The organism is Mesorhizobium sp. ESP-6-4 (genome assembly GCF_020164735.1).
Lineage (GTDB): Bacteria > Pseudomonadota > Alphaproteobacteria > Rhizobiales > Rhizobiaceae > Mesorhizobium.
On sequence record NZ_JAIUGS010000003.1, the window covers coordinates 339,834 to 359,929 of the forward strand.

Below are 20,096 nucleotides of genomic sequence, written 5' to 3' on the forward strand. Positions count from 1 at the left end.
GGCGAGGGTTTTTCATGACGATCGGCACAATTCTCGTAATTATCCTTATCCTGATCCTGATCGGCGCGGTGCCGGCCTGGCCGCATTCGCGCTCCTGGGGCTACGGGCCGTCGGGGATCGTTGGCGTCATCCTGGTCGTGCTGTTGATACTCTTGTTGATGGGCAGGATCTGATCCTTCAATGAGTTGCGGCCGGGCTTTGGCCCGGCCGGTTCGTTTCCCGTGCTCTGCATTGATCATGCGGCGAGACGCGACGGCTCACGATGACGATATCCCACACATCGGCATCGGCCAGGAGCCGTTGGCCGATGCCGATGCGGACCTCCAAAAGCTCTTGCCCGAAGTGCCTTTGCCGAACCTACCGGTCTGGCTCGCCATGCATCGGGACGTGCGCACCAGCATGCGCATCCGCCGCGTGGCGGATTTCCTGCATGAGGAACTGAAGCGCTATTCGGCCGGTATGGGCTCGGGCGCGAATTCGGCCCGGTGAGCGAGGCCGGCCATCAAGAGCACGACGACCAGCAGCGCGGACAGCGCAACGAAGATCGGGCCGAAGCTCGAATGCTCGGCGACGAAGCCGATTGCCGACGGCGCCACCAATATGCCGGAATAGCCCATGGTGGTGACGACGCTCATGCCGGTGCCGGACGACATGCCTTCCTGATTGCCGCCGGCCGAAAAGATGATCGGCACCATGTTGGCGATGCCGAAGCCGCAGAAAGCAAAGGCGGCTATGGCAAGGTAAGGCGACGGCGAGAGGCCGGCGACCAGCATGCCGGCGGCGGCGACCAGCGCGGAGCCGCGCAAGGTCGACACCGCGCCGAAGCGGTTGCGCACGCCGTCGCCCAGGAAACGCATCAGCGCCATGACCCCGGAGAAGGCGGCATAGGCCAGCCCGGCGACCGCGAGATCGGCGCTCAGTTCCTGGTGCAGGAAGAGCGCCGCCCAGTCGAGCACCGCGCCTTCCGAGATCATGGTGAGCAGCGCCATCAGCCCGACCAGATAGACGGCCATGTGCCGCGGCAGCGTGAACTTCTGGTGCTCGACCGCCTGCGGCCGGCCCTCGGCGATGAGATAACGAACGGCAAACGCGATGACGGCAAAGGCGATCACCGTCACCGCGACGGCATGGGCAAGATAGCCGTAATTCTGGATCGAGTAGCCGCCGAGCGCGCCGCCGGCGAAGCCGCCGAGGCTCCAGAAGCCGTGCGACGACGACATGATCGCGCGCGAAAGCCGCCTTTCCACCACGACGGCATTCGAGTTCATCGCGACATCCATGCCGCCGATTGAGCCGCCGAAGACGAGCATGGCAATCGCCGCCAGCGGAACGTTAGGGGCGAGCGCCACGATCAGCAGGCCGAAGCTGCCGCAGACACCGAACCAGCGCGTCACGCTGCGCGAGCCGTGCCGGGAGATCAGATGGCCGCACCAGGTCATGGCAATGACCGCGCCGACGCCGAACAGGAGGATCAGCAGGCCGAGAGTGAATCGGGTGATGTCGAGCCGGGTGAGAAAAACCGGGATCTGCGGCGCCCAGCTGCCGGTCAAGAAACCATTGGCGAGGAAAATACCGGCGACGGCCCAGCGGCCGCGCGCCGCGGCCTGCATCGTGGTTTGCACGCTCATCGTCTGAAATCCGCCATGCAAAGGATTCGCGCGGCAAATTAGATCGATTCAATTTGTAGTCAAGGACCGCAGCGGGGAAGTGCTTGGACCAAGGGCGCGATCGGGGACGAGGCGTTGTTCATGGCGGGCTGCTGCTTTGGCGATTAGCCGAGACGCTTCTCCCATCGTCATCCACGGGCGGAGCAAGGAGCGAAGCGACGCGCGTAGACCCGAGGATCCATTCCGTGACTTAGGAGCGCCGCTACCATGCAGAAGCTTCTCCGGGGTCGCGCCGTTACGATTGTTCTGGACCGCAGCATTTTTCGGCAGGCGTCACGGAATGGATTCTAGGGTCTCCGCGACGTCGCTTCGCGACTGCTTCGCCCTAGAATGACGAAGTCGCGAAAGCGTTCGGCATCGCTAATGATCCTTTGGCCGCCGCGCCTCGAACTCGGCCTTCTTGGCTTCCGACGCCTCGGTTTGGTTGAGCGCCTGCCATTCGGCATAGGGCATGCCGTAGATGATCTCGCGCGCAGCGTCTTTCGACAATGCCACACCTTCGGCTTCGGCGGCTTCGCGATACCAGTTGGACAGGCAGTTGCGGCAGAAGCCGGCGAGGTTCATCAGGTCGATGTTCTGGACATCGCCGCGCTCGCGCAGATGCGCCACCAGCCGGCGGAACGCGGCTGCCTCGAAATCGCGTTTCTGGTCGTCGTTGAGCTCGGTCATGGGGAACTCCGCCGTCGGTCTCGTCACACAGGTCCGGTGCGCGAGCCGAACATTTTCACCTGATGAATATCGGGGCGCCGGTCGATGGCGTCAACGATCGGCGCCAAGCGTTCGGCCCAGGCCAAGGCGCCGGCGCGGTCGGCGATCAGGTCCTGACGGATTTCGATCAGAGCATGTGCGTAGCCGTTGACGATGGCGTGGCGGAACATGGTGTCGCCGCGCAGCGCGCCGTCATAGGGTTCGTTGTCGCCGACGACGAGGGACTTGTCCTCGGCCAGCATGTCGATCAGCGGCCGCGCCACGCGGTCGTCTCGGTCCCACAGGACGCCGACATGCCAGGGGCGGACAAAACCCTGCATCGCCGGCGTGAAGGAATGCACGGAGAGGATGAACGGCGCCTTGCCCGAAGCATAGGCGACGGAGGCGATCATCGCCCCGACGGCGTCGTGATAGGGCCGGTAGAAACGGTCGAGCCGGCGCTCGCGCTCCTCCCGGGCAATCGGATAGTTTCCCGGCACCACGGTCCCGTCATAGAGCTGGCGGATCATGGTTGGGTCATCCTCGCCTCGGTTGGGATCGATCAGCAGCCGCGAGAAACCGGCAAGCACCGCCGGCACGTCAAGCGCAGCGGCGAGCTCGCGCGTCACCGTCTCGACGCCGATGTCATAGGCGATGTGACGGTCGAATTCGGACGCCGGCAAGCCGAGACTGCCGTATTCGTCGGGGAGATCGCGGCGGGCGTGGTCGGCGAGAAGCACGACGCCTCTCTTGCGGTCGCCCTCGACTATGTCGAACGGCGTGAAAACTGTGGATCGGGTCATCGGCTGAAAAGGGGATGGCGGCTGCGATGTGCTATCGTCATTCCACGAAGAGGACGCCGGCGCAATGCCGTTGTTTGGCCAAGGTTTCCGCAAAAAATCCCCGACCGAGGGAGAATTTGCGCGACGGGCCCTTCTAAATCGATTGGAATTGAACAAAACGGCGCGTTGACATGCGCCCGGAGTTTGCTGAAAAGGGCTTCGAGAGATGCAAATGTGGTTCGCAAGGGGATCTGCGATGGGTTTTGCCGGTCGGTTGCGCAAGCGCCTGGCCGTGCCGTTGCTGATCGTCGGCGCGGGTTTTTTCGCGATAGCCGCGACCTCGCCGGCCCGGGCCGACTTCCGCGTTTGCAACGCGACGCAAAATCTGGTGGGCGTCGGCATCGGCTATCGCGCCAAGGCCGGCTGGATCACCGAGGGCTGGTGGCACATCGAAGGATCGACCTGCAAGACGCTGATCGAGGGTCCGCTGTCATCAAGGTTTTACTATCTTTATGCAGAAGACGCCGAACGTGGCGGGCGCTGGGACGGCCCGATCAACATGTGCGTCGCCGAAAAAGAGTTCAAGATAGCCGGCGTGAATGATTGCGTCGCCCGGGGCTTCCAACGCGCCGGATTTCAGGAATATGACACGGGCGAGCAGGCCAGCTGGATGGTCCAGCTGACCGACGAGCCCGCAACGGGAGGCGCGCCAGCGACCCCCGCTCCGGGAACAAACAGTCAATGAGACGTAGCCGCAAGGTCAAGATCCTCGCCACCATCGGTCCGGCTTCCTCCTCCGAGGAGATGCTGAGAAAGCTCTTCGAAGCGGGCGCAGATGTCTTCCGCATCAATATGAGCCATACCGACCACGAGCTGATGCGCACGCTGGTCGGCCGCATCCGCGCCGTCGAGGCGGCCGTCGGCCGGCCGATCGGCATCCTGGCCGACCTGCAGGGCCCGAAGCTCAGGGTCGGCAAGTTCGCCAACGTCAAGGAAGCGCTGGCTGTCGGCCAGACTTTCACGCTCGACGACAATCCCGAAGCCGGCACGTCGAAGCGGGTATATCTGCCGCATCCCGAAATCCTGAGTTCGGTCGAGGCGGGTCACCGTCTTTTGATCGACGACGGCAAGCTGGAGCTGAAGGCGCTGAAGAGCGACGGCAAATCGATCACCTGCACGGTCGTCGCCGGCTCGGGCATTTCCGACAAGAAGGGCGTCAGCCTGCCCGACACCGACCTGCCGGTCGGCGCGCTGACCGAGAAGGACCGTGCCGATCTCGACGCGGTGCTTGCCACCGGCGTCGACTGGGTGGCGCTGTCCTTCGTGCAGCGGCCGGAGGACCTGGCGGAGGCCCGCAAGATCGCGCGCGGCCGCGCGCTGATCATGGCCAAGATCGAGAAGCCGCAGGCGGTGGCCCGACTTCCTGAGATCATCGAGCTCTCCGACGCGCTGATGGTCGCCCGCGGCGATCTCGGCGTCGAGATGCCGCTGGAAGCCGTGCCCGGCATCCAGAAGCAGATCACGCGCGCGGCGCGCCGCGCCGGCAAGCCGGTGGTGATCGCCACGCAGATGCTGGAATCGATGATCACCGCGCCCGTGCCGACCCGCGCCGAGGTCTCCGACGTGTCGATCGCCGTCTTCGAAGGCGCGGACGCGATCATGCTTTCGGCCGAATCCGCGGCCGGCGCCTATCCGGTCGAGGCGGTCGCCATGATGAACCGCATTGCCACCAAGGTCGAAACCGACCCGACCTATGCCGGCATCATCAATGCGCAGCGCTCGGAGCCGGAAGCCACCGGCGCAGACGCCATCTCGCTGGCCGCGCGCGAGATCGCCGAGACGCTGAAACTGTCGGCGATCATCTCCTACACCGCGTCGGGCACCACCGGTCTGCGCGCCGCGCGCGAGCGCCCGCAGGTGCCGATCGTGGCGTTGTCGCCGATCGTCAACACGGCGCGCCGGCTGTCGCTCTTGTGGGGCACGCATTGCGTCGTCTCGCCGGACGCGACCGACCTCGACGACATGGTCGACCGGGCCTGCCGCATCGCGCTGGAGGAAGGCTTCGGCAAGCCGGGCGACCGCGTCATCATCACGGCCGGCGTGCCGCTGCGGACGCCGGGCTCGACCAACATGCTGCGGATTGCCTATGTGGGGTCGGAGACTCACTAGAGCGTAGTCGATATTCGGGTGAGGCCGGCCTGACCCGAATCTCAACACGCCCTTGGCGCTTGAACCTCCGAGTTCAGCCCGGCGCGAGTTCTGCGTCTGGCACCCGGAGCTCAGGACATTTGCCGGCGCCCTGCGCGTCGCCGGCGATCCGGCCTTCCGCGGTCTTGGCGATCGCCTGCAAATCGATCTGCGCGCCGGCCACTTTCGCAATGGCGCCGACCACGAGGTCGGGCGCGATCCAGTCCGGCTTGTGGCCGAGATTGTGGATCCAGACCAGCTCGGCGCCGGGAATGTCGCGTTCCACGCCGATGGAATGGATTGTCGCGTAGACCACCTTGTCGCGATCGCCCGAGATGACGACCGTCGGCGCCTTGATCTCGCGATAGCCAGGTGAGGCGGCGCGGACATAGTCGTAGAGCTGGGCGACGTCGCGGGCGTTGGCGCGGAAGGCGGACGGCCGCAGCACCAGCGGGATCGAGGCATTGTCGACATAGGAGTCCGGCACAGCGTTCGGCGAGAAGACGCAAGACGTCGCGCCGCCGATCTGCAGCATGCCGGCCGGATAGGCGAGCGTTTCGGAAAACAGCCAGCCGATCGCCGGCGTGGCCGTGAGCTTGTAGTACCAGGCGGTCGCGCCGCCCGGCCAGGGATGCGTGGCGGGCGAAAGGAAGACGAGGCCAAGCGTTTTTTCCGGATGCTGACGGGCGAAGGCCGTGGTGATCGCGCCGCCGAAGGAATGGGCGACGATGACTGCGTCGCGGATTCCCAGCCGGTCCATCAGCGCGGCAATGGTATCCGCCTGCTTCGCCAACGTCTCATTGTCTCCGCGCTCCGACCAGCCGAGCCCCGGGCGGTCGAGGAACAGCATTTCGGCGCGGCTCCCGAGCAGGGGCCTTAGCGGCAGCATCTGGTCCTTGAGATTGGCGCTGGCGCCATGGATGAAGACGACCGGCGGCAGGTCGGCGCCGGCGGGCGCCGGGATATGGACATAATGGATGCGCGCGCCATCGATCTCGGCGAACGCGCCGGCAGGCGGGCTGCGTCGCTCGACCAGCCAGACGCCGGCGCGGGTGACGCCGGCGAAGGCAAAGAGGAGAGCGACGAGGAAGAGGAGGGCGGCGCAGATGAGGTTCATGCGGAGGGATACGGTGGTAGGCCGGATTTAGTTTAGGGGAGTAGGGGAGTAGGGGAGTAGGGCAGTAGTCAGTAGGCAGTAGGCAGTAGGCAGTAGGCAGTAGGTTGCTCTCTTTCCTATTGCCTACTGCCCAATTCCTACTGCCTAAATCCCCTCGCCGGCGAGCTCTTCCGAGAGCGTCGAGACCTGGTTCTGGGCGCTGCGCATCATCGGGTAGATCGCCAGCACCTTTTGCCAGGCCTCCAGCGCCGACTGCTTGTGGCCGGTTTCGGCCATGATCTGAGCGAGGCCAGAGAGCGCGCCGAAATGGCGCGGCTCGAGCTCCAGGGTACGGTCGATGTCGGCCATCGACTTCCCGTAATTCTTCATCATGAAATGGACGGTGGCGCGGCGGTTCCAGCCTTCGGCATAGTCGGGCTGCAAGGTCACGACCTGGTCGAGGAAGTCGAGGGCGACGTCGAATTTCTGGTCTTCCGTCGCCTTTTGCGCCCATTGCATCATCAGGTCGATCGAGGCACTGCCCGACTGGTTCCACTCGTTCCAGATGCGGCCGGCGATGCGCTCGGCGGCCTTTTCATTGCGCTCGCGCTTCAACTCAGCGAAGAGCTGGTCGAGGCGGCCCTGCCTGGTCGGAGCGGCGGGTGGCGGTGTTGTGGCGGGTGGCGCGGCATCTGGCGGTAGCGCGCCGGGCACCGTTTCTGCCCCTGCAGGCAAAACTGTGCCGGAGAGCATAAGGGCGGCGAAAAATGCAAAACGAATCCGCATCGTCGGAATCTAGTCCCGGACGGCGGATCGTCAAAGCGATTTTAGCGTGAGAGCGCCGGCGAACCGGCATTCGACATCAGCGCGCCGTGGGCGCCGCGCAGCAAGCGACAGCAAGCTGCGCTCAAGTCTCAGCCCTGGCGCGCCTTGTAGCGCGGAGCGGTCTTGTTGATGATGTAGATGCGTCCCTTGCGGCGAACCAGCCGGTTGTCGCGGTGACGCGCCTTGAGCGCCTTGAGCGAATTCTTGATCTTCATGGTCTTGCCTGTTCGGTCAGGGCCCGTCCCGGGCCGAATTTTAAAAGGCGCGCCCGGAAAAAGCGCGCCTTGGAACTTGCGTGGCTCATAAACGAGGTGCCTTGCCCGTGTCAACCACGTGTGCGCGCCCCGAATGCCACAAGTGGGCCGGCAGATCAAATATTCGCCATCCGGCAGCACGGCATTGCGCGACTCAAGGGCGGCTGGGATGGTGCGGTCTCGCCGAAACGACCGGAGATTGCACATGCGTCGCCTGCTTTTGCCTGCCTGTCTTGCCTTGCTCGCGACGGCTCCGGCAGCCTTTGCCGAGGACTGCGACCGCAATGACGACAGCCAGTCGATGCTGAATATTTGCGCCGATGCCGACTATCAGGCGGCCGATGCCAAGCTCAACGCTGCCTACAAGAACATCGTCGGCAGCAACGATCAGGCCTCGAATAAGCTGCTGCAGACGGCGCAACGCGCCTGGATCGCCTTTCGCGACGCCGAATGCGCCTATGCGACTGCCGAGAGCGAGGGCGGCTCCATTCACCCGATGGAGGTTTCGGAGTGCCTGACGACGCTGACCAATGATCGCATAAAGCAGTTGACCTCCGACGCCAGCTGCAAGCTGAGCGATCCGAGTTGCGCCGGCTCGGACGCGGGCGACGATCAGGATATGCAATAGGGCGTTATTGCGACCTGATGAGACGAGTGAAATGGCCCATCTTGCGGCCGGGGCGCGACTCGGCCTTGCCGTAGAGATGCAACATCAGGTCGGGCTCAGCCACCAGCGCCGGCACTTTCAGCATGTCGTCGCCGATCAGGTTTTCCATCACGCAGTCAAAATGCCGGGCGGGCGAACCCAGCGGCAGGCCGGCGACGGCGCGGATATGCTGCTCGAACTGCGAGACGACGCAGGCGGCCTCGGTCCAGTGGCCGGAATTGTGCACGCGCGGTGCCAGTTCATTGGCCAGAAGCGCGCCGTCGGCCAGCACGAAGAACTCGACGCCGATGACGCCGACATAGCCGAGCGCGGAAAGGATTTTCGCGGCTGCCTCCTTGGCGGCGGCTTCCGTCCCCGGACGAATGGCCGCCGGCAAAGTGGAGCTGCGCAATATGCCTTCGCGGTGGACGTTTTCGGCCGGATCGAAGACGGCGACCGAGCCGTCCAGCCCACGCGCGGCGATCACCGAAATCTCGCGCTCGAAGGCGACCAGCGATTCCAGGATCAGCGGCACATTGCCCATCGCCTCGCAGGTGCCGGCAAAGCCGCCGGTCTGCATATTGCGGAAGACGCGCTGGCCCTTGCCGTCATAGCCCATGCGGCGGGTCTTCAGCACGCCGCTGCCGTTGAACGTTTTGATGGCCTCGGTCAGTTGATCGTCATTGTCGACCGGACAGAACTCCGCCGTCGGGATGCCGATGCCGTTGAGAAAGCTCTTTTCGGTGAGGCGGTCCTGCGCGACTTCGAGCGCGCGGGCCGGCGGATAGACGGGGACCGTTGCAGCCAGCGTTTGCGCCGCGGCGACCGGGACGTTCTCGAATTCGTAAGTGACGACGGCGCTGGCGCTGGCCAGATCGGCGAGCGCCGCCGGATCGTCATAGGCGGCGACGATCTGTCGGTTGGCGACCTGCGCGGCCGGGCAGTCGGCCTGCGGTTCCAGCACAACGACACGGTAGCCGAGCCGCGCCGCAGCCATCGCCAGCATACGGCCAAGCTGGCCGCCGCCGATGATGCCGATGGTCGATCCGGGCGCCAGACTCACGGCGTGTCCGTCGGCTCGGCGGCGACCTTGGCGGTCTGCGCCGCGCGCCAGGCGTCGAGCCGGGCAGCGAGCTTATCGTCGTTCAGCGCCAGCACCGCCGCTGCGAGAAGCGCTGCATTGGCGGCGCCCGCCTTGCCGATCGCCAAAGTGCCGACCGGGATGCCGGCCGGCATCTGCACGATGGAGAGCAGCGAGTCCTGGCCCGAAAGCGCCTTGGATTCCACCGGAACGCCGAAGACGGGCAGCGGCGTCATTGCGGCCGTCATGCCGGGCAGATGCGCCGCTCCGCCGGCGCCGGCGATGATCACCTTGTAACCGGCGGCCTTGGCGCCCTTGGCGAACTCATAGAGGCGGTCGGGCGTGCGGTGGGCGGAGACGATCAGCCGCTTGTGCGGGATGCCCAGCGCTTCCAGCGTTTCCGCGGCCTGGCGCATCGTCGTCCAGTCGGACTGGCTGCCCATGATGATGGCGACGTCGGCACGCTGATCGGTCAAGGCTTCGCTCCCGGCGGCAAAGGCGCGCCTTAGCGGAATTCGCCGACAGCCGCAAGGATGTGGCGAATGCGCACCGAGCTAGTCCGGCCAACGCAAAGAGCCCGAGGAGTCCTTGCGCGCGATTTTCATCGCATCGGCCGGACGCTCCTTGGCCGTCAACACGGCGCGCAGCTGCTTGGCGACGATCTCCGCCTCGCCGGGATGCAAATTGCAGGGGTCGAGGAAGAAATGGCCGCGCTCGACCTCGTGATTGCGGACGATAACCGGCGGCGAGCCGGCAGCCAAAGCGGAAGCGAGGCCTGCGGCGGTGAAGCGGCTTTCCGGGCGCACGAAGACCTGCAGGCGGTCGAGTGGATTGTTGGTCGGGTCGGGAATGATCTCAGCACCGATGCCGGGGATGCCTTGAAGTGAATCCTTCCACAGATTGAGCGCCGCCTCCTCGCGCCGGCGGATGCCGGCATGGTCGCGTTTCTCCCAGGCGTCGAGCGCCGCCATGGTGCCCGCGATGCTTTCCTTGCCGACCTTCATGGCGCGCGCAACGCCGCGGTTCTGCAGGTAGGCGGCGCGTACCAGGTCCTTGCGGCCGGTGACGATGCCGCTGGTCGGGCCCGAAAGGAATTTGTGGCCACTATAGACGATGATGTCGGCGCCGCGCGCCAGGAAGCTGCGCAGGTCATATTCGGACGCGGCATCAACGATCACTGGAATGTTCTTGGCATGACAGATCTCGCAGAATTCCTCCAGCGAGAGCATGCCGTATTGCACGGTGTGGTGGGCGACGACGTAGAGAGCCGCCGCCGTCCGTTCATTGATCGCTTCGCGCACGTGATAGTCCTGGGTGACGCTGACGGTGCCCGCCGGAATGACCTTGGCGCCGGCGACGCGGATCGACTGGTCGATGGGCGCGCCATAGTTGACGATGTGGCCGAGCTGGATGACGACCTCGGACTTCAGCCCTTCGGTGTCGTCCGGCAGGCGTTCGATCGCGAGAAGATTGGTGCCTGTCATTGCGCCGGCGATGGCCATGGTGATGCCCGAGGCGCAGCAGGCGGTGATGAAGCCGGCCTCGCCGCCGGTGAGGCGTGCGACCACCGCGCTCGCGGCGCGCTGCAAATCGTCCATCTCCACCCATTGCGAAGCGATCTCGGCCATGGCGCTGATCGCTTCGGGAACGATGATCGAGGCGCCCAGCGCCGTCATCGTGCCCGAGACATTGATGATTGGCCTCAAGCCCAGCCGCTCGCGGATAGTGGTGTTGGAGCCGGTGTCGGAATAGGTCTTCATGTGAGTGGACTCCGTTAAGTCAGGCGGCGATCTCCACGACCGCTTCGATTTCGACAGTGATATTGCGTGGCAGCGAGCCGACGCCGATGGCCGAGCGAGCATGGCCGCCAAGCTTGTCGAAAACATCGGCGAAGAGATCCGAGCAGCCGTTGACCACTTTGGGGTGGTCGCTGAAGGTCGGCGTGGCATTGACGAAGCCGAGCAGCTTGACGACGCGCACGATGCGGCCGAGATCGCCCGCCGCGGCATGCATGACGGCGAGCAAATTGAGGCCGGTGAGGCGGGCATGCTCATAGGCCTGATCCACGGTCACGTCATCGCCGACCTTGCCGGTGCAAAGCGTGCCATCGGCACGCAGCGGCCCCTGTCCCGAAAGAAAGATCAGCCGGCCGCTCTCGGCATGGGTGACGAAATTGGCGATGGGCGTCGGCGGCTCCGGCAACGTCAGGCCAAGCTCGGCGAGCCGTATGTAAGGCGACATGGAACGGTACTCCCTGGAAGGCCGAGGCCATCCGCTTTCAGAAATGCGAGGCGCGGAAACGCGCCAGAAATGCGCGGAGGCGCTCGTTGGTCGTTTCCGCCGCGAGCACTTCTTTCGGCGGACCGACGGCCGAGACACCGCCATCGGCCATGAAGACGATGCGGCTGGAGGCATCGCGGGCGAAGGCCATCTCGTGCGTGACCATCACCATGGTCATCCCGTCTTCGGCGAGGCTGCGGACCACCGCCAGCACCTCTCCGACGAGCTCCGGGTCGAGCGCCGAGGTGATCTCGTCGAGCAGCAGGATTTTGGGCTCCATGGCGACTGCGCGGGCAATGCCGACTCGCTGCTGCTGGCCACCCGAAAGTTCGGCGGGCAGGCTGTCTGCCTTGTGGGCGAGGCCGACGCGGCTCAGCCAATGCTCGGCGATCGAGCGCGCCTCCGTCTTGCTCTTGCCGCGCACCTTGGTCAGGCCGAGCATAATGTTGCCGGCGGCGGTCAGATGCGGGAAGAGGTTGAAGCTCTGGAACACCATGCCGGTCTCGGCGCGCATGGCGGCCAAATCGCGTTCGCTGCGCCGCTGGCGCGCGCCGCCGTCGCGAAAGCCGACCTCCTTCCCGTCGATGCGAATCGAGCCGCTGTCATAGCTTTCGAGGAAGTTGACGCAGCGCAGCAGCGTGGTCTTGCCGCTGCCCGAAGGGCCGATAATGGTCACCACCTCGCCCTTCGCCACCTGCAAGCTGACCGAGCGCAGCACACTGACCGAGCCGAAGGATTTCGAGACCTCGGCAATGTCGAGAAGCGCTGGGTTGTCGTTCGAACTGGCCATCACTTAATCCCGGATGAAAGCGAAGCGCCGTTCCAGCCGCCGGCTGGCATAGGAAAGCGCATAATTGACGGCGAAATAGATGAGAGCGCCGAGGATATAGAGCGGCATCGCCTCATAGGTGCGGCCGATGACCTGGTTGATCGCCTGCATCAGATCGGTGATGCCGAGCAGCGAAACCAGCGCGCTGCCCTTCACGGCATCGGTGACGCCGTTGATCCAGGGTGGCAGGAAGCGGCGGAAAGCCTGCGGGAAGATCACCGAGGTGAGGCGCTGGCGGAAGGTGAGACCGATCGCCATCGCCGCTTCCGACTGGCCTTTCGGGATCGAGGCGACGGCGCCGCGGACATATTCGACGACCTGCGCCGTCTTGAACAAGGTCAGCGCCAGCACCGCTGCCCAGAAGGACTGAAGGTGCACGCCGACCGCGGGCAGGCCGTAATAGACGAAGAACATCAGCACCAGGATCGGGATGCCGCGGATGGTGTCCGAGAAGATGCGCACCGCCCAACGCAGCGGCGCTGGCCCGTAGACCAGGCCGACGCCCAGCAGGACCCCGGCGATCAAGGACAGGACCACGACCAGCAGCGAGACCCATAAGGTCACGGCGAAGCCTTCGGCAAGGAACGGCAGGGCGTAGAGGATCTGGCTCAGCATCTCAGCGCGCCGCCCTGAACCGGCGTTCGACCAGCCGCAGCGCAAACAGCAAGGTGTAGCCGGTCACCAGATACATCGCCGTCGTCACCAGATAGACCTCGACGATGCGGAACGTGTTGAAGTTGATCCACTGGGCGCCGTAGGTGAGCTCGGGCACCGAGATCACCGAGGCGATCGAGGTGTCCTTGAACAGTGAGATGAAGGTGTTGGACAGTGCCGGCAGCGTGATGCGCAGCATCGTCGGCAGGCGTACGTGGATCAGGCGCTGCCATGGAGTAAGGCCGATCGCCTTGCCGGCGTCGAGCTGACCGCGCGGCACCGCTTCCAGGCCCGAGCGGAACACCTCGACGAGATAGGCGCCGCTATAGACCGATAGCGTCAGGACAAACGAGGTGGGGGCGCTGTAGGCAAGGTCGACGACCGTCGGCAGGCCGTAGAAGACCAAATAGACCAGCAGGATCAGCGGTACGTTGCGGATGAATTCGACATAGGCGGCGATAATGGCGCGCACCACGCGTCCGGCCGAGACATACCAGACGGCCAACACCAAGCCGATGACGATGCCGATGGCGATCGAGATGACGGCAAGCTCAAGGCTGAGCAGCAAGCCGCCCCATAGCTTGTCGAAATGCCGCCAGATCAGGTTGAAATTGAGCGTATAGCCCATGCGTCCGTCTCAATGGCCCGCGGTGAACATAGCATTCATCATTCGCATGGGCCGGTGTGAGGAGAACAGGCGGAAGAACGGTTGCCCCACCCTTCCGCCGGTTGGTCGTGTGGCGCGTCAGATGACCGGGAAGCCCGGATGGCGCGGCGGCGGCTCCTGACCGAAATATTCCTTGAAGGCGGCATCGTAGAGCGCCGTCTCATGGCCGAACATGGCGATGGTGAAGGTCTGGTTGACGAAGGTCAGCCAGTCGAGGTCGCCTTGCCGGACCGCAGCGCCGTAAAGCATCGAGTACCAGCTCTTGCCGGCGTCGAAATACTTGTCGGGATTGCGCGAGGCGAGCCAGCGCACCGTCGACAGATCGACAGCGGCGGCATCGGCGCGCTTGGATTCCAACGCCTGCAGAACGTTCGCCTGGGTATCGATCTGCAGCACCTGCGCCTGCGGCAGGGCAAAATGCACCGAGCTTTCGGCGTCGACATTCTGCAGGATCGAGATGCGCGTGGCGGAACCGTTCGCCAGGAGCTTGTCGAAGGTCTTGTTCTCGGAGCCAGGCAGCGTCAGCAGCGCGACGCCTTCGACGTAATATGGCCGCGAGAAGTGGATCAGCTGCGAGCGCTGCGCCGTCATGGTCATGAACTGGATGGTGATGTCGACCTTGTTGGTCGTCACGTTCGGAATACGCTGCGCCGGATCCTGCATGACGAACTCGACCTTGGTCGGGTCGTCGAAGAGGCCCTTGGCAAGGATGCGGCCCATGGTGATGTCCATACCGACCAGCTCGCCGGCATCGTTTTCGAAATGCCACGGCGCGTTGGTGCTGCCGGTGCCGACGATCAGCTTGCCGCGATCGAGCGCAGTGCGCAGCACGCTGTCGGACGCGGCTTGCGCCGCCGCCTTCTCGGCGCTGATGGCGGTGAGCGCGCCGGCGGTGGCCAGCCCCGCCATTCCCAGTTTCAGAAAATCACGTCTGCCGGATGTGTCGTTCACGGCGACCTCCTTTGATGGTGTGTTCCCCAATGCAGCAGAGATACGCGTCGCAATCAGCGATTGTCTCTTACAAGAGACGTGTGTATCCTGTACAAGACAGATACTAGCACTAGGAATCGACAATGCAAGAGAGTGAAACGCTGACCGAGTGGCCGAGCGACGGTGCGGATGAAGAGCGGCCGGCGGGCTCGCGCGAGAAGGGGCTCAACAGGGCCTTGAACATCCTGGAATTCCTGCACGCCAACCAGCGTGCGATCGGCATCGGCGACCTGGCCAAAGGGCTCAATGCGCCGCGCTCGACGACCTATACGCTGGTGCGCGAGTTGGTCGAAGCCGGGCTGCTGGAAATGGCTGGCGACGGCAACCGCGTCTATTTCGGCAAGAAGCTCTATCTCTATGGAATGGCTTATATGCGCGGCAACGACCTGCTCAGGCGCGGCCGCCAGGAGGTCGACACGCTGTCGCGCGAGACCGGCGAGACCTCCGAGCTCTGCATGCTGCAGAACGGCCGCTACACGATCGTCCATTCGAGCCCGGGCACCAGGCCATTCCGCATCAGTTCGGCCACCGGCCTGCAGATTCCGCTGCCCTGGACTGCTTCCGGCCGGCTGCTGCTTGCCGGCCTCGACCGCGGCGGGATCGAAGCGATGGTCACGCGAGACGACCTCGTGCTGCCGGACGGCCGCAAGCTCGAACTCGACGATTTCATCGACGATATCGCGCGGGCGCGCATCACCGGCTATTGCGTCACGTCAGGCCTGGTCGATGCCTACACCAAATGCCTTGCGGCGCCGGTGTTCTCTGCGCCAGGCAAGGTCGAAGCGACCATGTGCCTTGTGGTGCCGATCGACACGTCCGAAGAACGGACCGGCGAACTTCTCGCGCTGCTGCGCGAACGCGCGGCACGGCTATCGATCTCTTAACGGTGCGGGGCGATCCGCTCAGGCAATGATGTCGGGAATGATGCGGTCTTCCAGCGCCGACAGCCGGTCTTTCAGCATCAGCTTCTTCTTCTTCATGCGCTGGATCTGAAGCGGGTCGCAGCCGGTGGCGATCATCGCGTTGATGGCGGCGTCGAAATCGGCGTGTTCTTGTTTGAGCCGGGAATATTCGAGGCGTATTTCAGCCTGTTCCTGTTCGGACATTATCTACCGTCTGCGTATGCATCGCCCAATCGGGCTGTTTGGGCGGGGCCGTGACTTGCGGGTTTGTGACCGGCGCGCAGCCCTTACCACATTTCACTTTGTCGTGGAATGCTACCACGTGGCATTCGACATCGAGATCGGTTGGTGGCAAACTGTCATGGTGCCGTCACAGTCGCAACCTGCGGTGGAGGCTCCTGCGACGGCTGCAATCGAGGAAACCATGAAAGGGAGAACCATTCATGTCTCTTGCATCCCATCTTGACGAGTTGCAGCGGAAACACGGTGATATCGAGCGCGAGCTCACCGATGCGATGAACCATCCTTCGGTCGACGACCTCGAAATCGTGAATCTCAAGCGACGCAAGCTGGCAATCAAGGACGAGATTGAAAAGCTGAAAGCTAGTCCGACGACACACTGAAGCTCTTCCAGGCACCATCATCGCAACCCGCCGCGGTGAATTTCCGGTGGCAAGAAATGCCACCGGGTCGGTGCTTTTAACTGAAATTGACGGAAAGCTGGCCGCAAATCTTGCGGTCGGCCCGGTTGTTATTTCCCGCACGGCTCCAGCCGATTTGCAGGCTGGCTCGCCGCTTGCCATTGACAAGCCATCTTTGCTCCGCCACCTCATGCCGAAACTCCCAAATGAAGGCGGCCGGCATGACCGGATATTTTTCTTCTCCCTTCCCGCGTCGCCGGTCGGTCGGCGTATCGGTCGGCGGCGTGATGGTCGGCGGCGGCGCACCGGTCGTCGTGCAATCGATGACCAACACCGACACCGCCGATGTCGACCAGACCGTCGCCCAGGTCGCGGCGCTGCATCGTGCCGGCTCCGAGATCGTGCGCATCACGGTCGACCGCGACGAGAGCGCGGCGGCGGTTCCGCGCATCCATGAGCGGCTGTTGCGGCTCGGCATCGACGTGCCGCTGGTCGGCGACTTCCACTATATCGGGCACAAGCTGCTCGCCGATCATCCGGCCTGCGCCGAAGCGCTGGCCAAATACCGCATCAATCCGGGCAATGTCGGCTTCAAGGACAAGAAGGACCGCCAGTTCGCCGCGATCGTCGAGATGGCGATCAGATATGACAAGCCGGTACGCATCGGCGTCAATTGGGGATCGCTCGACCAGGAGCTTTTGACCCGGCTGATGGACGACAATCAGGCGAAGGGCTCGCCGCTCACCGCGCAGGAAGTCACGCGCGAGGCGATCGTGCAGTCGGCGATCCTGTCGGCCGAGATGGCGGAAGAGATCGGGCTTGGCCGCGAAAAGATCATCCTGTCGGCCAAGGTCAGCGGTGTGCAGGACCTGATCGCCGTCTATACCGAGCTTGCCACCCGCTCCGATCATGCGCTGCATCTGGGCCTCACCGAAGCCGGCATGGGCACCAAGGGCATTGTCGCTTCTTCCGCGGCGATGGGCATCCTCTTGCAGCAGGGCATCGGCGACACGATCCGCATCTCGCTGACGCCGGAGCCGAATGGCGACCGCACGCGCGAGGTGCAGGTGTCGCAAGAACTTCTGCAGACCATGGGCTTCCGGCAGTTCGTGCCTATCGTCGCGGCCTGCCCCGGCTGCGGCCGCACCACATCCACTGTGTTCCAGGAACTTGCCCAGAGCATCCAGGCCGATATCCGCAAGAACATGCCGGTGTGGCGCGAGAAATATCCCGGCGTCGAGAACCTCAAGGTCGCGGTGATGGGCTGCATCGTCAACGGTCCCGGCGAATCCAAGCACGCCGATATCGGCATATCGCTGCCCGGCACCGGCGAGACGCCGACGGCGCCTGTCTTCATCGACGGCAAGAAGGCTGCGACGCTGCGCGGCCCTTCGATCGCGCAGGATTTCGAGAAGATGGTCGGCGACTATATCGAGCAGCGGTACGGACACGGCAAAGCCGCCGCGGAATGAACCGATGCGGCGTTTCCTAAAGGCAACGCTGCTCTTGTTTTTCGTGCTGATCCCGGCCGCCCAGGCATTCGCCGATCCGCCGCAGTCGAAGTCGGCCGCCAAGCGCCTGATTTCCCGCGTCTGCGATCTGATCGAGACCCAGGCCCAACAGAACGGCCTGCCCAAGGATTTCTTCGCCCGGCTGATCTGGAAGGAGAGCCGCTTCGATCCGGGCGCGGTGAGCCCGGTCGGCGCCGAAGGCATCGCGCAATTCATGCCGGGCACCGCGAAGATGCGCGGGCTCGCCGATCCCTTCGACATCGGGCAGGCCATCCCGGCCTCGGCGAAATATCTCGCCGAGATGAAGGTCAGCTATGGCAATCTCGGGCTCGCGGCCGCGGCCTACAATGCCGGCGAGAACCGCGTGTCGCGCTGGCTCGCCTCGGGCGGCTTCCTGCCGATGGAGACGGAAAGCTATGTCTTCGACGTCATGGGCGAGCCCGTCGACAAGTTCTCGGACAGGTCCTATGCCGGCACCGTCCAGCCGCTCGACCCGAAGATGAGCTTCGCGCTTGCCTGCCGCAGACTGCCGGTGATCATGTCGCGGACCGTCGCCATGGCCTCGATCAACGTCAAGCCGTGGGGCGTGCAGGTGGCGGGCAACTTCCGCCGCTCGGCGGCGATCGGCCAATGGCTGAGGGTCAAAAGCCGGTTCCCGGCCTTGCTCGCCAGCCGTGATCCGGTGGTGAGCCGGGTGCGCACGCCGATCGGCCGCCGCGGCATCTATGCGGTCAGGATCGGCGCCGACTCGCGTGGCGAGGCCAACGGCATCTGCACCAAGCTGCAAAGCGTCGGCGGCGCCTGCGTGGTGTTGCGCAATCGGTGACGCAACGCCAGGACAGGGGGCCGCAAGAGGTGCTCGAAACGCGCGAAAGCCGGCGTGCAGACCGACTGCCCGGACTTGCACGCTGGCAATTCGAACGCGTGCACCGAGGTGTCGCCTACGACCTTGAGCTCGACACCAGCCGGCTGATGCCGTCCGAATGTGCCCGCCTCATCCAGCAGCGATTTAATTGTAGCGACCTGCATTCCTTGCGGTGGCTCGATCTTCCGGTCGTCAACAACGCCGATAGCCAATTGCTAATATTGCGAGGAGAATCCGCTTGCCAGGGCGGTGGCGGTTAAATCTTAATGTGCTTCGCCATAGTAAGAGCGGGTTCAGTATTTCCAGGGCGCATTTTATTCGTGACCACATAGGGGGAGCATCATGCCGGGGGCGAATTTCCTTAAAAGGGTTATCGGCGAACTCGAGACGCCGCGCACCAAGCGGCCGTTCGGGTCCGGCTGGCTGTCCGGCTCGATCGCATTGCTTGCGGGCATCACCGCCCTCTTGATGGTCATCGTGTTGCGCTATCCATCGCTGACCTCGATGCCGGACCTGGCTCCGATCCACCAGATGCTGTTCTTCAAGCCGGTCCTCTATTTCGTGCTTATCTCCGGCTACATTCTGGCCATTCTGAGCATGATGCTGCGCAGGGAAAAGACACTTGGCGTGGCGGCGATGGTCACCGTGCTGTTGGCCTCGCTCATCGGCATGCTGCCGGTGCGTCACGAGTTGCGGATCGAGGGGGTGTTCTTCGGTCTCGACTTCTTCATCCTGAACGCCCTGTTCATGGGGGTTTTGTTCGTTCCGCTCGAGCGCATTTTTGCCCGCAACAAGGGCCAGACCGTGTTCCGCGACGAATGGCGCGAGGACCTGTTCTACTATTTGGTCTCGTCGCTGCTGGTGCAAATATTGACCTACCTGACGCTCGCGCCGTCCAATTTCGTCAATGCGCAAGGCGGTCTTGGGTCGGTGCGCGCCTGGGTCCACGATCTGCCTTGGATCGTGCAGCTGCTGGCGGTGATGTTCCTGACCGATCTCGCCCAATATTGGGTGCACCGCGCCTTCCATCGCATCCCATTCCTGTGGAATTTCCACGCCGTGCATCATTCAGCCAAGTCGATGGACTGGATCGCCGGCGCGCGGATGCATTTCCTGGAAATCATCGTGCTGCGCAGCCTGACGGCGACGCCGATGTTCGTGTTGGGCTTCGATGAATCGGCGATCCAGACCTATATCCTGATCGTCTACGTCTATTCGTCCTTCATCCATTCCAACATCGGAACGAGCTTCGGTCCGGCAGAAAAGGTGCTGGTGTCACCGCGCTTCCATCATTGGCATCACGGCCTCGAGAAAGAGGCGATCGACGTCAACTTCGCCATCCATTTCCCGCTACTCGACCGGCTATTCGGCACCTACCATCTGCCCGAGGGACGGTGGCCGAAGGGCTATGGCATTCACGGCCATCCGGTGCCGAAAGGCTATTGGCGGCAATTCCTGTATCCGTTCCGGCGGGGCTGAAGGCTCGAAAAGAGCTGGTTCAGAGTCGGCGGGACAGCGCCCCCTCTGTCCTG

At 63.9% G+C, this 20,096-nt stretch carries 26 protein-coding genes and 1 pseudogene; 11 read left to right on the forward strand and 16 right to left on the reverse strand.

What is annotated here, in order from left to right; all coding sequences use genetic code 11:
* The first annotated feature begins 14 nt into the window (after nucleotides 1–14).
* Together LB523_RS08730 and LB523_RS08735 are read left to right on the forward strand one after the other, a co-directional pair.
* Nucleotides 15–173, forward strand: coding sequence for a DUF3309 family protein (locus tag LB523_RS08730; protein ID WP_040991775.1), 159 nt, complete (start codon nucleotides 15–17; stop codon nucleotides 171–173).
* Nucleotides 174–279: 106 nt separating this feature from the next.
* Nucleotides 280–489: pseudogene (locus LB523_RS08735) on the forward strand (LysR family transcriptional regulator); the annotation flags it as partial.
* Here the strand turns inward: LB523_RS08735 and LB523_RS08740 are convergent.
* The 3 genes from LB523_RS08740 to LB523_RS08750 all read right to left on the reverse strand — a co-directional run bounded on the left by LB523_RS08740 (nucleotide 447) and on the right by LB523_RS08750 (nucleotide 3,157).
* Nucleotides 447–1,628, reverse strand: a complete 1,182-nt coding sequence (locus LB523_RS08740) for an MFS transporter (RefSeq protein ID WP_224602239.1) — start codon at nucleotides 1,626–1,628, stop codon at nucleotides 447–449. The pseudogene LB523_RS08735 and the gene LB523_RS08740 sit on opposite strands and share 43 nt — an antisense overlap.
* Before the next feature lie 399 nt (nucleotides 1,629–2,027).
* Nucleotides 2,028–2,336, reverse strand: coding sequence for a DUF1244 domain-containing protein (locus LB523_RS08745; RefSeq protein ID WP_095767315.1), 309 nt, complete (start codon nucleotides 2,334–2,336; stop codon nucleotides 2,028–2,030).
* A gap of 23 nt (nucleotides 2,337–2,359) precedes the next feature.
* The gene (locus LB523_RS08750; protein WP_224602240.1) at nucleotides 2,360–3,157 is read right to left on the reverse strand and encodes an N-formylglutamate amidohydrolase; all 798 of its coding nucleotides are present in this window, start codon (nucleotides 3,155–3,157) and stop codon (nucleotides 2,360–2,362) included.
* A 235-nt stretch (nucleotides 3,158–3,392) separates the two neighbouring features.
* Between LB523_RS08750 and LB523_RS08755 the strand changes: the two genes are divergently transcribed.
* Both LB523_RS08755 and pyk read left to right on the forward strand, forming a co-directional pair.
* On the forward strand, nucleotides 3,393–3,881 hold the full coding sequence (locus LB523_RS08755; RefSeq protein ID WP_095767317.1) for a DUF1036 domain-containing protein: 489 nt from the start codon (nucleotides 3,393–3,395) through the stop codon (nucleotides 3,879–3,881).
* On the forward strand, nucleotides 3,878–5,305 hold the full coding sequence (pyk, locus tag LB523_RS08760) for a pyruvate kinase (protein ID WP_095767318.1): 1,428 nt from the start codon (nucleotides 3,878–3,880) through the stop codon (nucleotides 5,303–5,305). The genes LB523_RS08755 and pyk overlap by 4 nt, the downstream gene beginning before the upstream one ends.
* Nucleotides 5,306–5,378: 73 nt before the next feature.
* Here pyk and LB523_RS08765 read toward each other — a convergent pair whose 3' ends face one another.
* From LB523_RS08765 to ykgO, 3 genes are all read right to left on the reverse strand, one after another.
* Nucleotides 5,379–6,440 carry an alpha/beta fold hydrolase gene (locus LB523_RS08765; RefSeq protein WP_224602241.1) on the reverse strand — a complete coding sequence of 354 codons (1,062 nt, stop codon included), beginning with the start codon at nucleotides 6,438–6,440 and terminating at the stop codon, nucleotides 5,379–5,381.
* 144 nt (nucleotides 6,441–6,584) lie between these two features.
* On the reverse strand, nucleotides 6,585–7,205 hold the full coding sequence (locus LB523_RS08770; protein ID WP_224532590.1) for a tetratricopeptide repeat protein: 621 nt from the start codon (nucleotides 7,203–7,205) through the stop codon (nucleotides 6,585–6,587).
* A 128-nt stretch (nucleotides 7,206–7,333) separates the two neighbouring features.
* Complete coding sequence (ykgO, locus tag LB523_RS08775) at nucleotides 7,334–7,459, reverse strand: type B 50S ribosomal protein L36 (RefSeq protein ID WP_040974291.1); 126 nt, start codon at nucleotides 7,457–7,459, stop codon at nucleotides 7,334–7,336.
* Nucleotides 7,460–7,703: 244 nt separating this feature from the next.
* Between ykgO and LB523_RS08780 the strand changes: the two genes are divergently transcribed.
* Nucleotides 7,704–8,126, forward strand: a complete 423-nt coding sequence (locus LB523_RS08780) for a lysozyme inhibitor LprI family protein (RefSeq protein ID WP_224602242.1) — start codon at nucleotides 7,704–7,706, stop codon at nucleotides 8,124–8,126.
* Between the two features lie 4 nt (nucleotides 8,127–8,130).
* Here LB523_RS08780 and LB523_RS08785 read toward each other — a convergent pair whose 3' ends face one another.
* The 8 genes from LB523_RS08785 to LB523_RS08820 all read right to left on the reverse strand — a co-directional run bounded on the left by LB523_RS08785 (nucleotide 8,131) and on the right by LB523_RS08820 (nucleotide 14,564).
* On the reverse strand, nucleotides 8,131–9,207 hold the full coding sequence (locus LB523_RS08785; protein WP_224602243.1) for a 5-(carboxyamino)imidazole ribonucleotide synthase: 1,077 nt from the start codon (nucleotides 9,205–9,207) through the stop codon (nucleotides 8,131–8,133).
* Nucleotides 9,204–9,701 carry a 5-(carboxyamino)imidazole ribonucleotide mutase gene (gene purE / locus LB523_RS08790; protein ID WP_224532587.1) on the reverse strand — a complete coding sequence of 166 codons (498 nt, stop codon included), beginning with the start codon at nucleotides 9,699–9,701 and terminating at the stop codon, nucleotides 9,204–9,206. Before purE ends, LB523_RS08785 begins: the two co-directional genes overlap by 4 nt.
* A gap of 78 nt (nucleotides 9,702–9,779) precedes the next feature.
* Nucleotides 9,780–10,985: an aminotransferase class V-fold PLP-dependent enzyme gene (locus tag LB523_RS08795; protein WP_224602245.1), complete on the reverse strand. Its 1,206-nt coding sequence runs from the start codon at nucleotides 10,983–10,985 to the stop codon at nucleotides 9,780–9,782.
* Between the two features lie 19 nt (nucleotides 10,986–11,004).
* Entirely contained in the window at nucleotides 11,005–11,466 is a 462-nt protein-coding gene (locus LB523_RS08800; protein WP_140841559.1) for a RidA family protein, read from the reverse strand.
* Nucleotides 11,467–11,503: 37 nt separating this feature from the next.
* Nucleotides 11,504–12,295, reverse strand: coding sequence for an amino acid ABC transporter ATP-binding protein (locus LB523_RS08805; protein WP_224545559.1), 792 nt, complete (start codon nucleotides 12,293–12,295; stop codon nucleotides 11,504–11,506).
* Between the two features lie 3 nt (nucleotides 12,296–12,298).
* A complete protein-coding gene (locus LB523_RS08810) occupies nucleotides 12,299–12,949 on the reverse strand; it encodes an amino acid ABC transporter permease (protein WP_095767326.1) in 651 nt (216 codons plus the stop codon).
* A 1-nt stretch (nucleotide 12,950) separates the two neighbouring features.
* A complete protein-coding gene (locus LB523_RS08815; protein WP_140841553.1) occupies nucleotides 12,951–13,616 on the reverse strand; it encodes an amino acid ABC transporter permease in 666 nt (221 codons plus the stop codon).
* Between the two features lie 117 nt (nucleotides 13,617–13,733).
* A complete protein-coding gene (locus LB523_RS08820; protein WP_210200001.1) occupies nucleotides 13,734–14,564 on the reverse strand; it encodes a transporter substrate-binding domain-containing protein in 831 nt (276 codons plus the stop codon).
* Between the two features lie 164 nt (nucleotides 14,565–14,728).
* Here LB523_RS08820 and LB523_RS08825 point away from each other — a divergent pair, with 164 nt between their 5' ends.
* Entirely contained in the window at nucleotides 14,729–15,529 is an 801-nt protein-coding gene (locus LB523_RS08825) for an IclR family transcriptional regulator (protein WP_224602246.1), read from the forward strand.
* An 18-nt stretch (nucleotides 15,530–15,547) separates the two neighbouring features.
* Here the strand turns inward: LB523_RS08825 and LB523_RS08830 are convergent, their stop codons facing one another.
* Nucleotides 15,548–15,751 carry a YdcH family protein gene (locus LB523_RS08830; protein ID WP_040985243.1) on the reverse strand — a complete coding sequence of 68 codons (204 nt, stop codon included), beginning with the start codon at nucleotides 15,749–15,751 and terminating at the stop codon, nucleotides 15,548–15,550.
* Between the two features lie 239 nt (nucleotides 15,752–15,990).
* Here LB523_RS08830 and LB523_RS08835 point away from each other — a divergent pair, with 239 nt between their 5' ends.
* Nucleotides 15,991–16,170, forward strand: coding sequence for a YdcH family protein (locus LB523_RS08835; RefSeq protein WP_042641511.1), 180 nt, complete (start codon nucleotides 15,991–15,993; stop codon nucleotides 16,168–16,170).
* Between the two features lie 76 nt (nucleotides 16,171–16,246).
* On the opposite strand, the gene LB523_RS08840 is transcribed toward LB523_RS08835, so the two are convergent.
* Nucleotides 16,247–16,411, reverse strand: coding sequence for a hypothetical protein (locus tag LB523_RS08840; RefSeq protein WP_224602248.1), 165 nt, complete (start codon nucleotides 16,409–16,411; stop codon nucleotides 16,247–16,249).
* On the opposite strand from LB523_RS08840, the gene ispG reads away from it, so the two are divergent.
* From ispG to LB523_RS08860, 4 genes are all read left to right on the forward strand, one after another.
* A complete protein-coding gene (ispG, locus tag LB523_RS08845) occupies nucleotides 16,410–17,660 on the forward strand; it encodes a flavodoxin-dependent (E)-4-hydroxy-3-methylbut-2-enyl-diphosphate synthase (protein ID WP_140841545.1) in 1,251 nt (416 codons plus the stop codon). The two genes, LB523_RS08840 and ispG, sit on opposite strands and share 2 nt — an antisense overlap.
* A gap of 4 nt (nucleotides 17,661–17,664) precedes the next feature.
* Nucleotides 17,665–18,525 carry a lytic transglycosylase domain-containing protein gene (locus tag LB523_RS08850; protein ID WP_224602251.1) on the forward strand — a complete coding sequence of 287 codons (861 nt, stop codon included), beginning with the start codon at nucleotides 17,665–17,667 and terminating at the stop codon, nucleotides 18,523–18,525.
* A complete protein-coding gene (locus tag LB523_RS08855) occupies nucleotides 18,522–18,824 on the forward strand; it encodes a phosphotransferase-like protein (RefSeq protein WP_224712913.1) in 303 nt (100 codons plus the stop codon). The genes LB523_RS08850 and LB523_RS08855 overlap by 4 nt, the downstream gene beginning before the upstream one ends.
* Before the next feature lie 82 nt (nucleotides 18,825–18,906).
* Entirely contained in the window at nucleotides 18,907–20,043 is a 1,137-nt protein-coding gene (locus tag LB523_RS08860; protein WP_224602255.1) for a sterol desaturase family protein, read from the forward strand.
* Nucleotides 20,044–20,096 lie beyond the last annotated feature (53 nt).

Excerpts from the sequence above, each read along its gene's own strand:
- LB523_RS08835 (WP_042641511.1), top strand. The coding sequence starts at position 15,991 with ATGTCTCTTGCATCCCATCTTGACGAGTTGCAGCGGAAACACGGTGAT.
- LB523_RS08780 (WP_224602242.1), top strand. The coding sequence starts at position 7,704 with ATGCGTCGCCTGCTTTTGCCTGCCTGTCTTGCCTTGCTCGCGACGGCT.
- LB523_RS08755 (WP_095767317.1), top strand. The coding sequence starts at position 3,393 with ATGGGTTTTGCCGGTCGGTTGCGCAAGCGCCTGGCCGTGCCGTTGCTG.
- LB523_RS08815 (WP_140841553.1), bottom strand. The coding sequence starts at position 13,616 with ATGGGCTATACGCTCAATTTCAACCTGATCTGGCGGCATTTCGACAAG.
- LB523_RS08860 (WP_224602255.1), top strand. The coding sequence starts at position 18,907 with ATGCCGGGGGCGAATTTCCTTAAAAGGGTTATCGGCGAACTCGAGACG.
- LB523_RS08850 (WP_224602251.1), top strand. The coding sequence starts at position 17,665 with ATGCGGCGTTTCCTAAAGGCAACGCTGCTCTTGTTTTTCGTGCTGATC.
- LB523_RS08745 (WP_095767315.1), bottom strand. The coding sequence starts at position 2,336 with ATGACCGAGCTCAACGACGACCAGAAACGCGATTTCGAGGCAGCCGCG.
- LB523_RS08770 (WP_224532590.1), bottom strand. The coding sequence starts at position 7,205 with ATGCGGATTCGTTTTGCATTTTTCGCCGCCCTTATGCTCTCCGGCACA.
- LB523_RS08830 (WP_040985243.1), bottom strand. The coding sequence starts at position 15,751 with ATGTCCGAACAGGAACAGGCTGAAATACGCCTCGAATATTCCCGGCTC.
- LB523_RS08795 (WP_224602245.1), bottom strand. The coding sequence starts at position 10,985 with ATGAAGACCTATTCCGACACCGGCTCCAACACCACTATCCGCGAGCGG.
- LB523_RS08825 (WP_224602246.1), top strand. The coding sequence starts at position 14,729 with ATGCAAGAGAGTGAAACGCTGACCGAGTGGCCGAGCGACGGTGCGGAT.
- LB523_RS08840 (WP_224602248.1), bottom strand. The coding sequence starts at position 16,411 with ATGCCGGCCGCCTTCATTTGGGAGTTTCGGCATGAGGTGGCGGAGCAA.
- pyk (WP_095767318.1), top strand. The coding sequence starts at position 3,878 with ATGAGACGTAGCCGCAAGGTCAAGATCCTCGCCACCATCGGTCCGGCT.
- LB523_RS08800 (WP_140841559.1), bottom strand. The coding sequence starts at position 11,466 with ATGTCGCCTTACATACGGCTCGCCGAGCTTGGCCTGACGTTGCCGGAG.
- LB523_RS08810 (WP_095767326.1), bottom strand. The coding sequence starts at position 12,949 with ATGCTGAGCCAGATCCTCTACGCCCTGCCGTTCCTTGCCGAAGGCTTC.
- LB523_RS08820 (WP_210200001.1), bottom strand. The coding sequence starts at position 14,564 with ATGGCGGGGCTGGCCACCGCCGGCGCGCTCACCGCCATCAGCGCCGAG.
- LB523_RS08730 (WP_040991775.1), top strand. The coding sequence starts at position 15 with ATGACGATCGGCACAATTCTCGTAATTATCCTTATCCTGATCCTGATC.
- LB523_RS08750 (WP_224602240.1), bottom strand. The coding sequence starts at position 3,157 with ATGACCCGATCCACAGTTTTCACGCCGTTCGACATAGTCGAGGGCGAC.
- ykgO (WP_040974291.1), bottom strand. The coding sequence starts at position 7,459 with ATGAAGATCAAGAATTCGCTCAAGGCGCTCAAGGCGCGTCACCGCGAC.
- LB523_RS08740 (WP_224602239.1), bottom strand. The coding sequence starts at position 1,628 with ATGAGCGTGCAAACCACGATGCAGGCCGCGGCGCGCGGCCGCTGGGCC.
- ispG (WP_140841545.1), top strand. The coding sequence starts at position 16,410 with ATGACCGGATATTTTTCTTCTCCCTTCCCGCGTCGCCGGTCGGTCGGC.
- LB523_RS08805 (WP_224545559.1), bottom strand. The coding sequence starts at position 12,295 with ATGGCCAGTTCGAACGACAACCCAGCGCTTCTCGACATTGCCGAGGTC.
- LB523_RS08765 (WP_224602241.1), bottom strand. The coding sequence starts at position 6,440 with ATGAACCTCATCTGCGCCGCCCTCCTCTTCCTCGTCGCTCTCCTCTTT.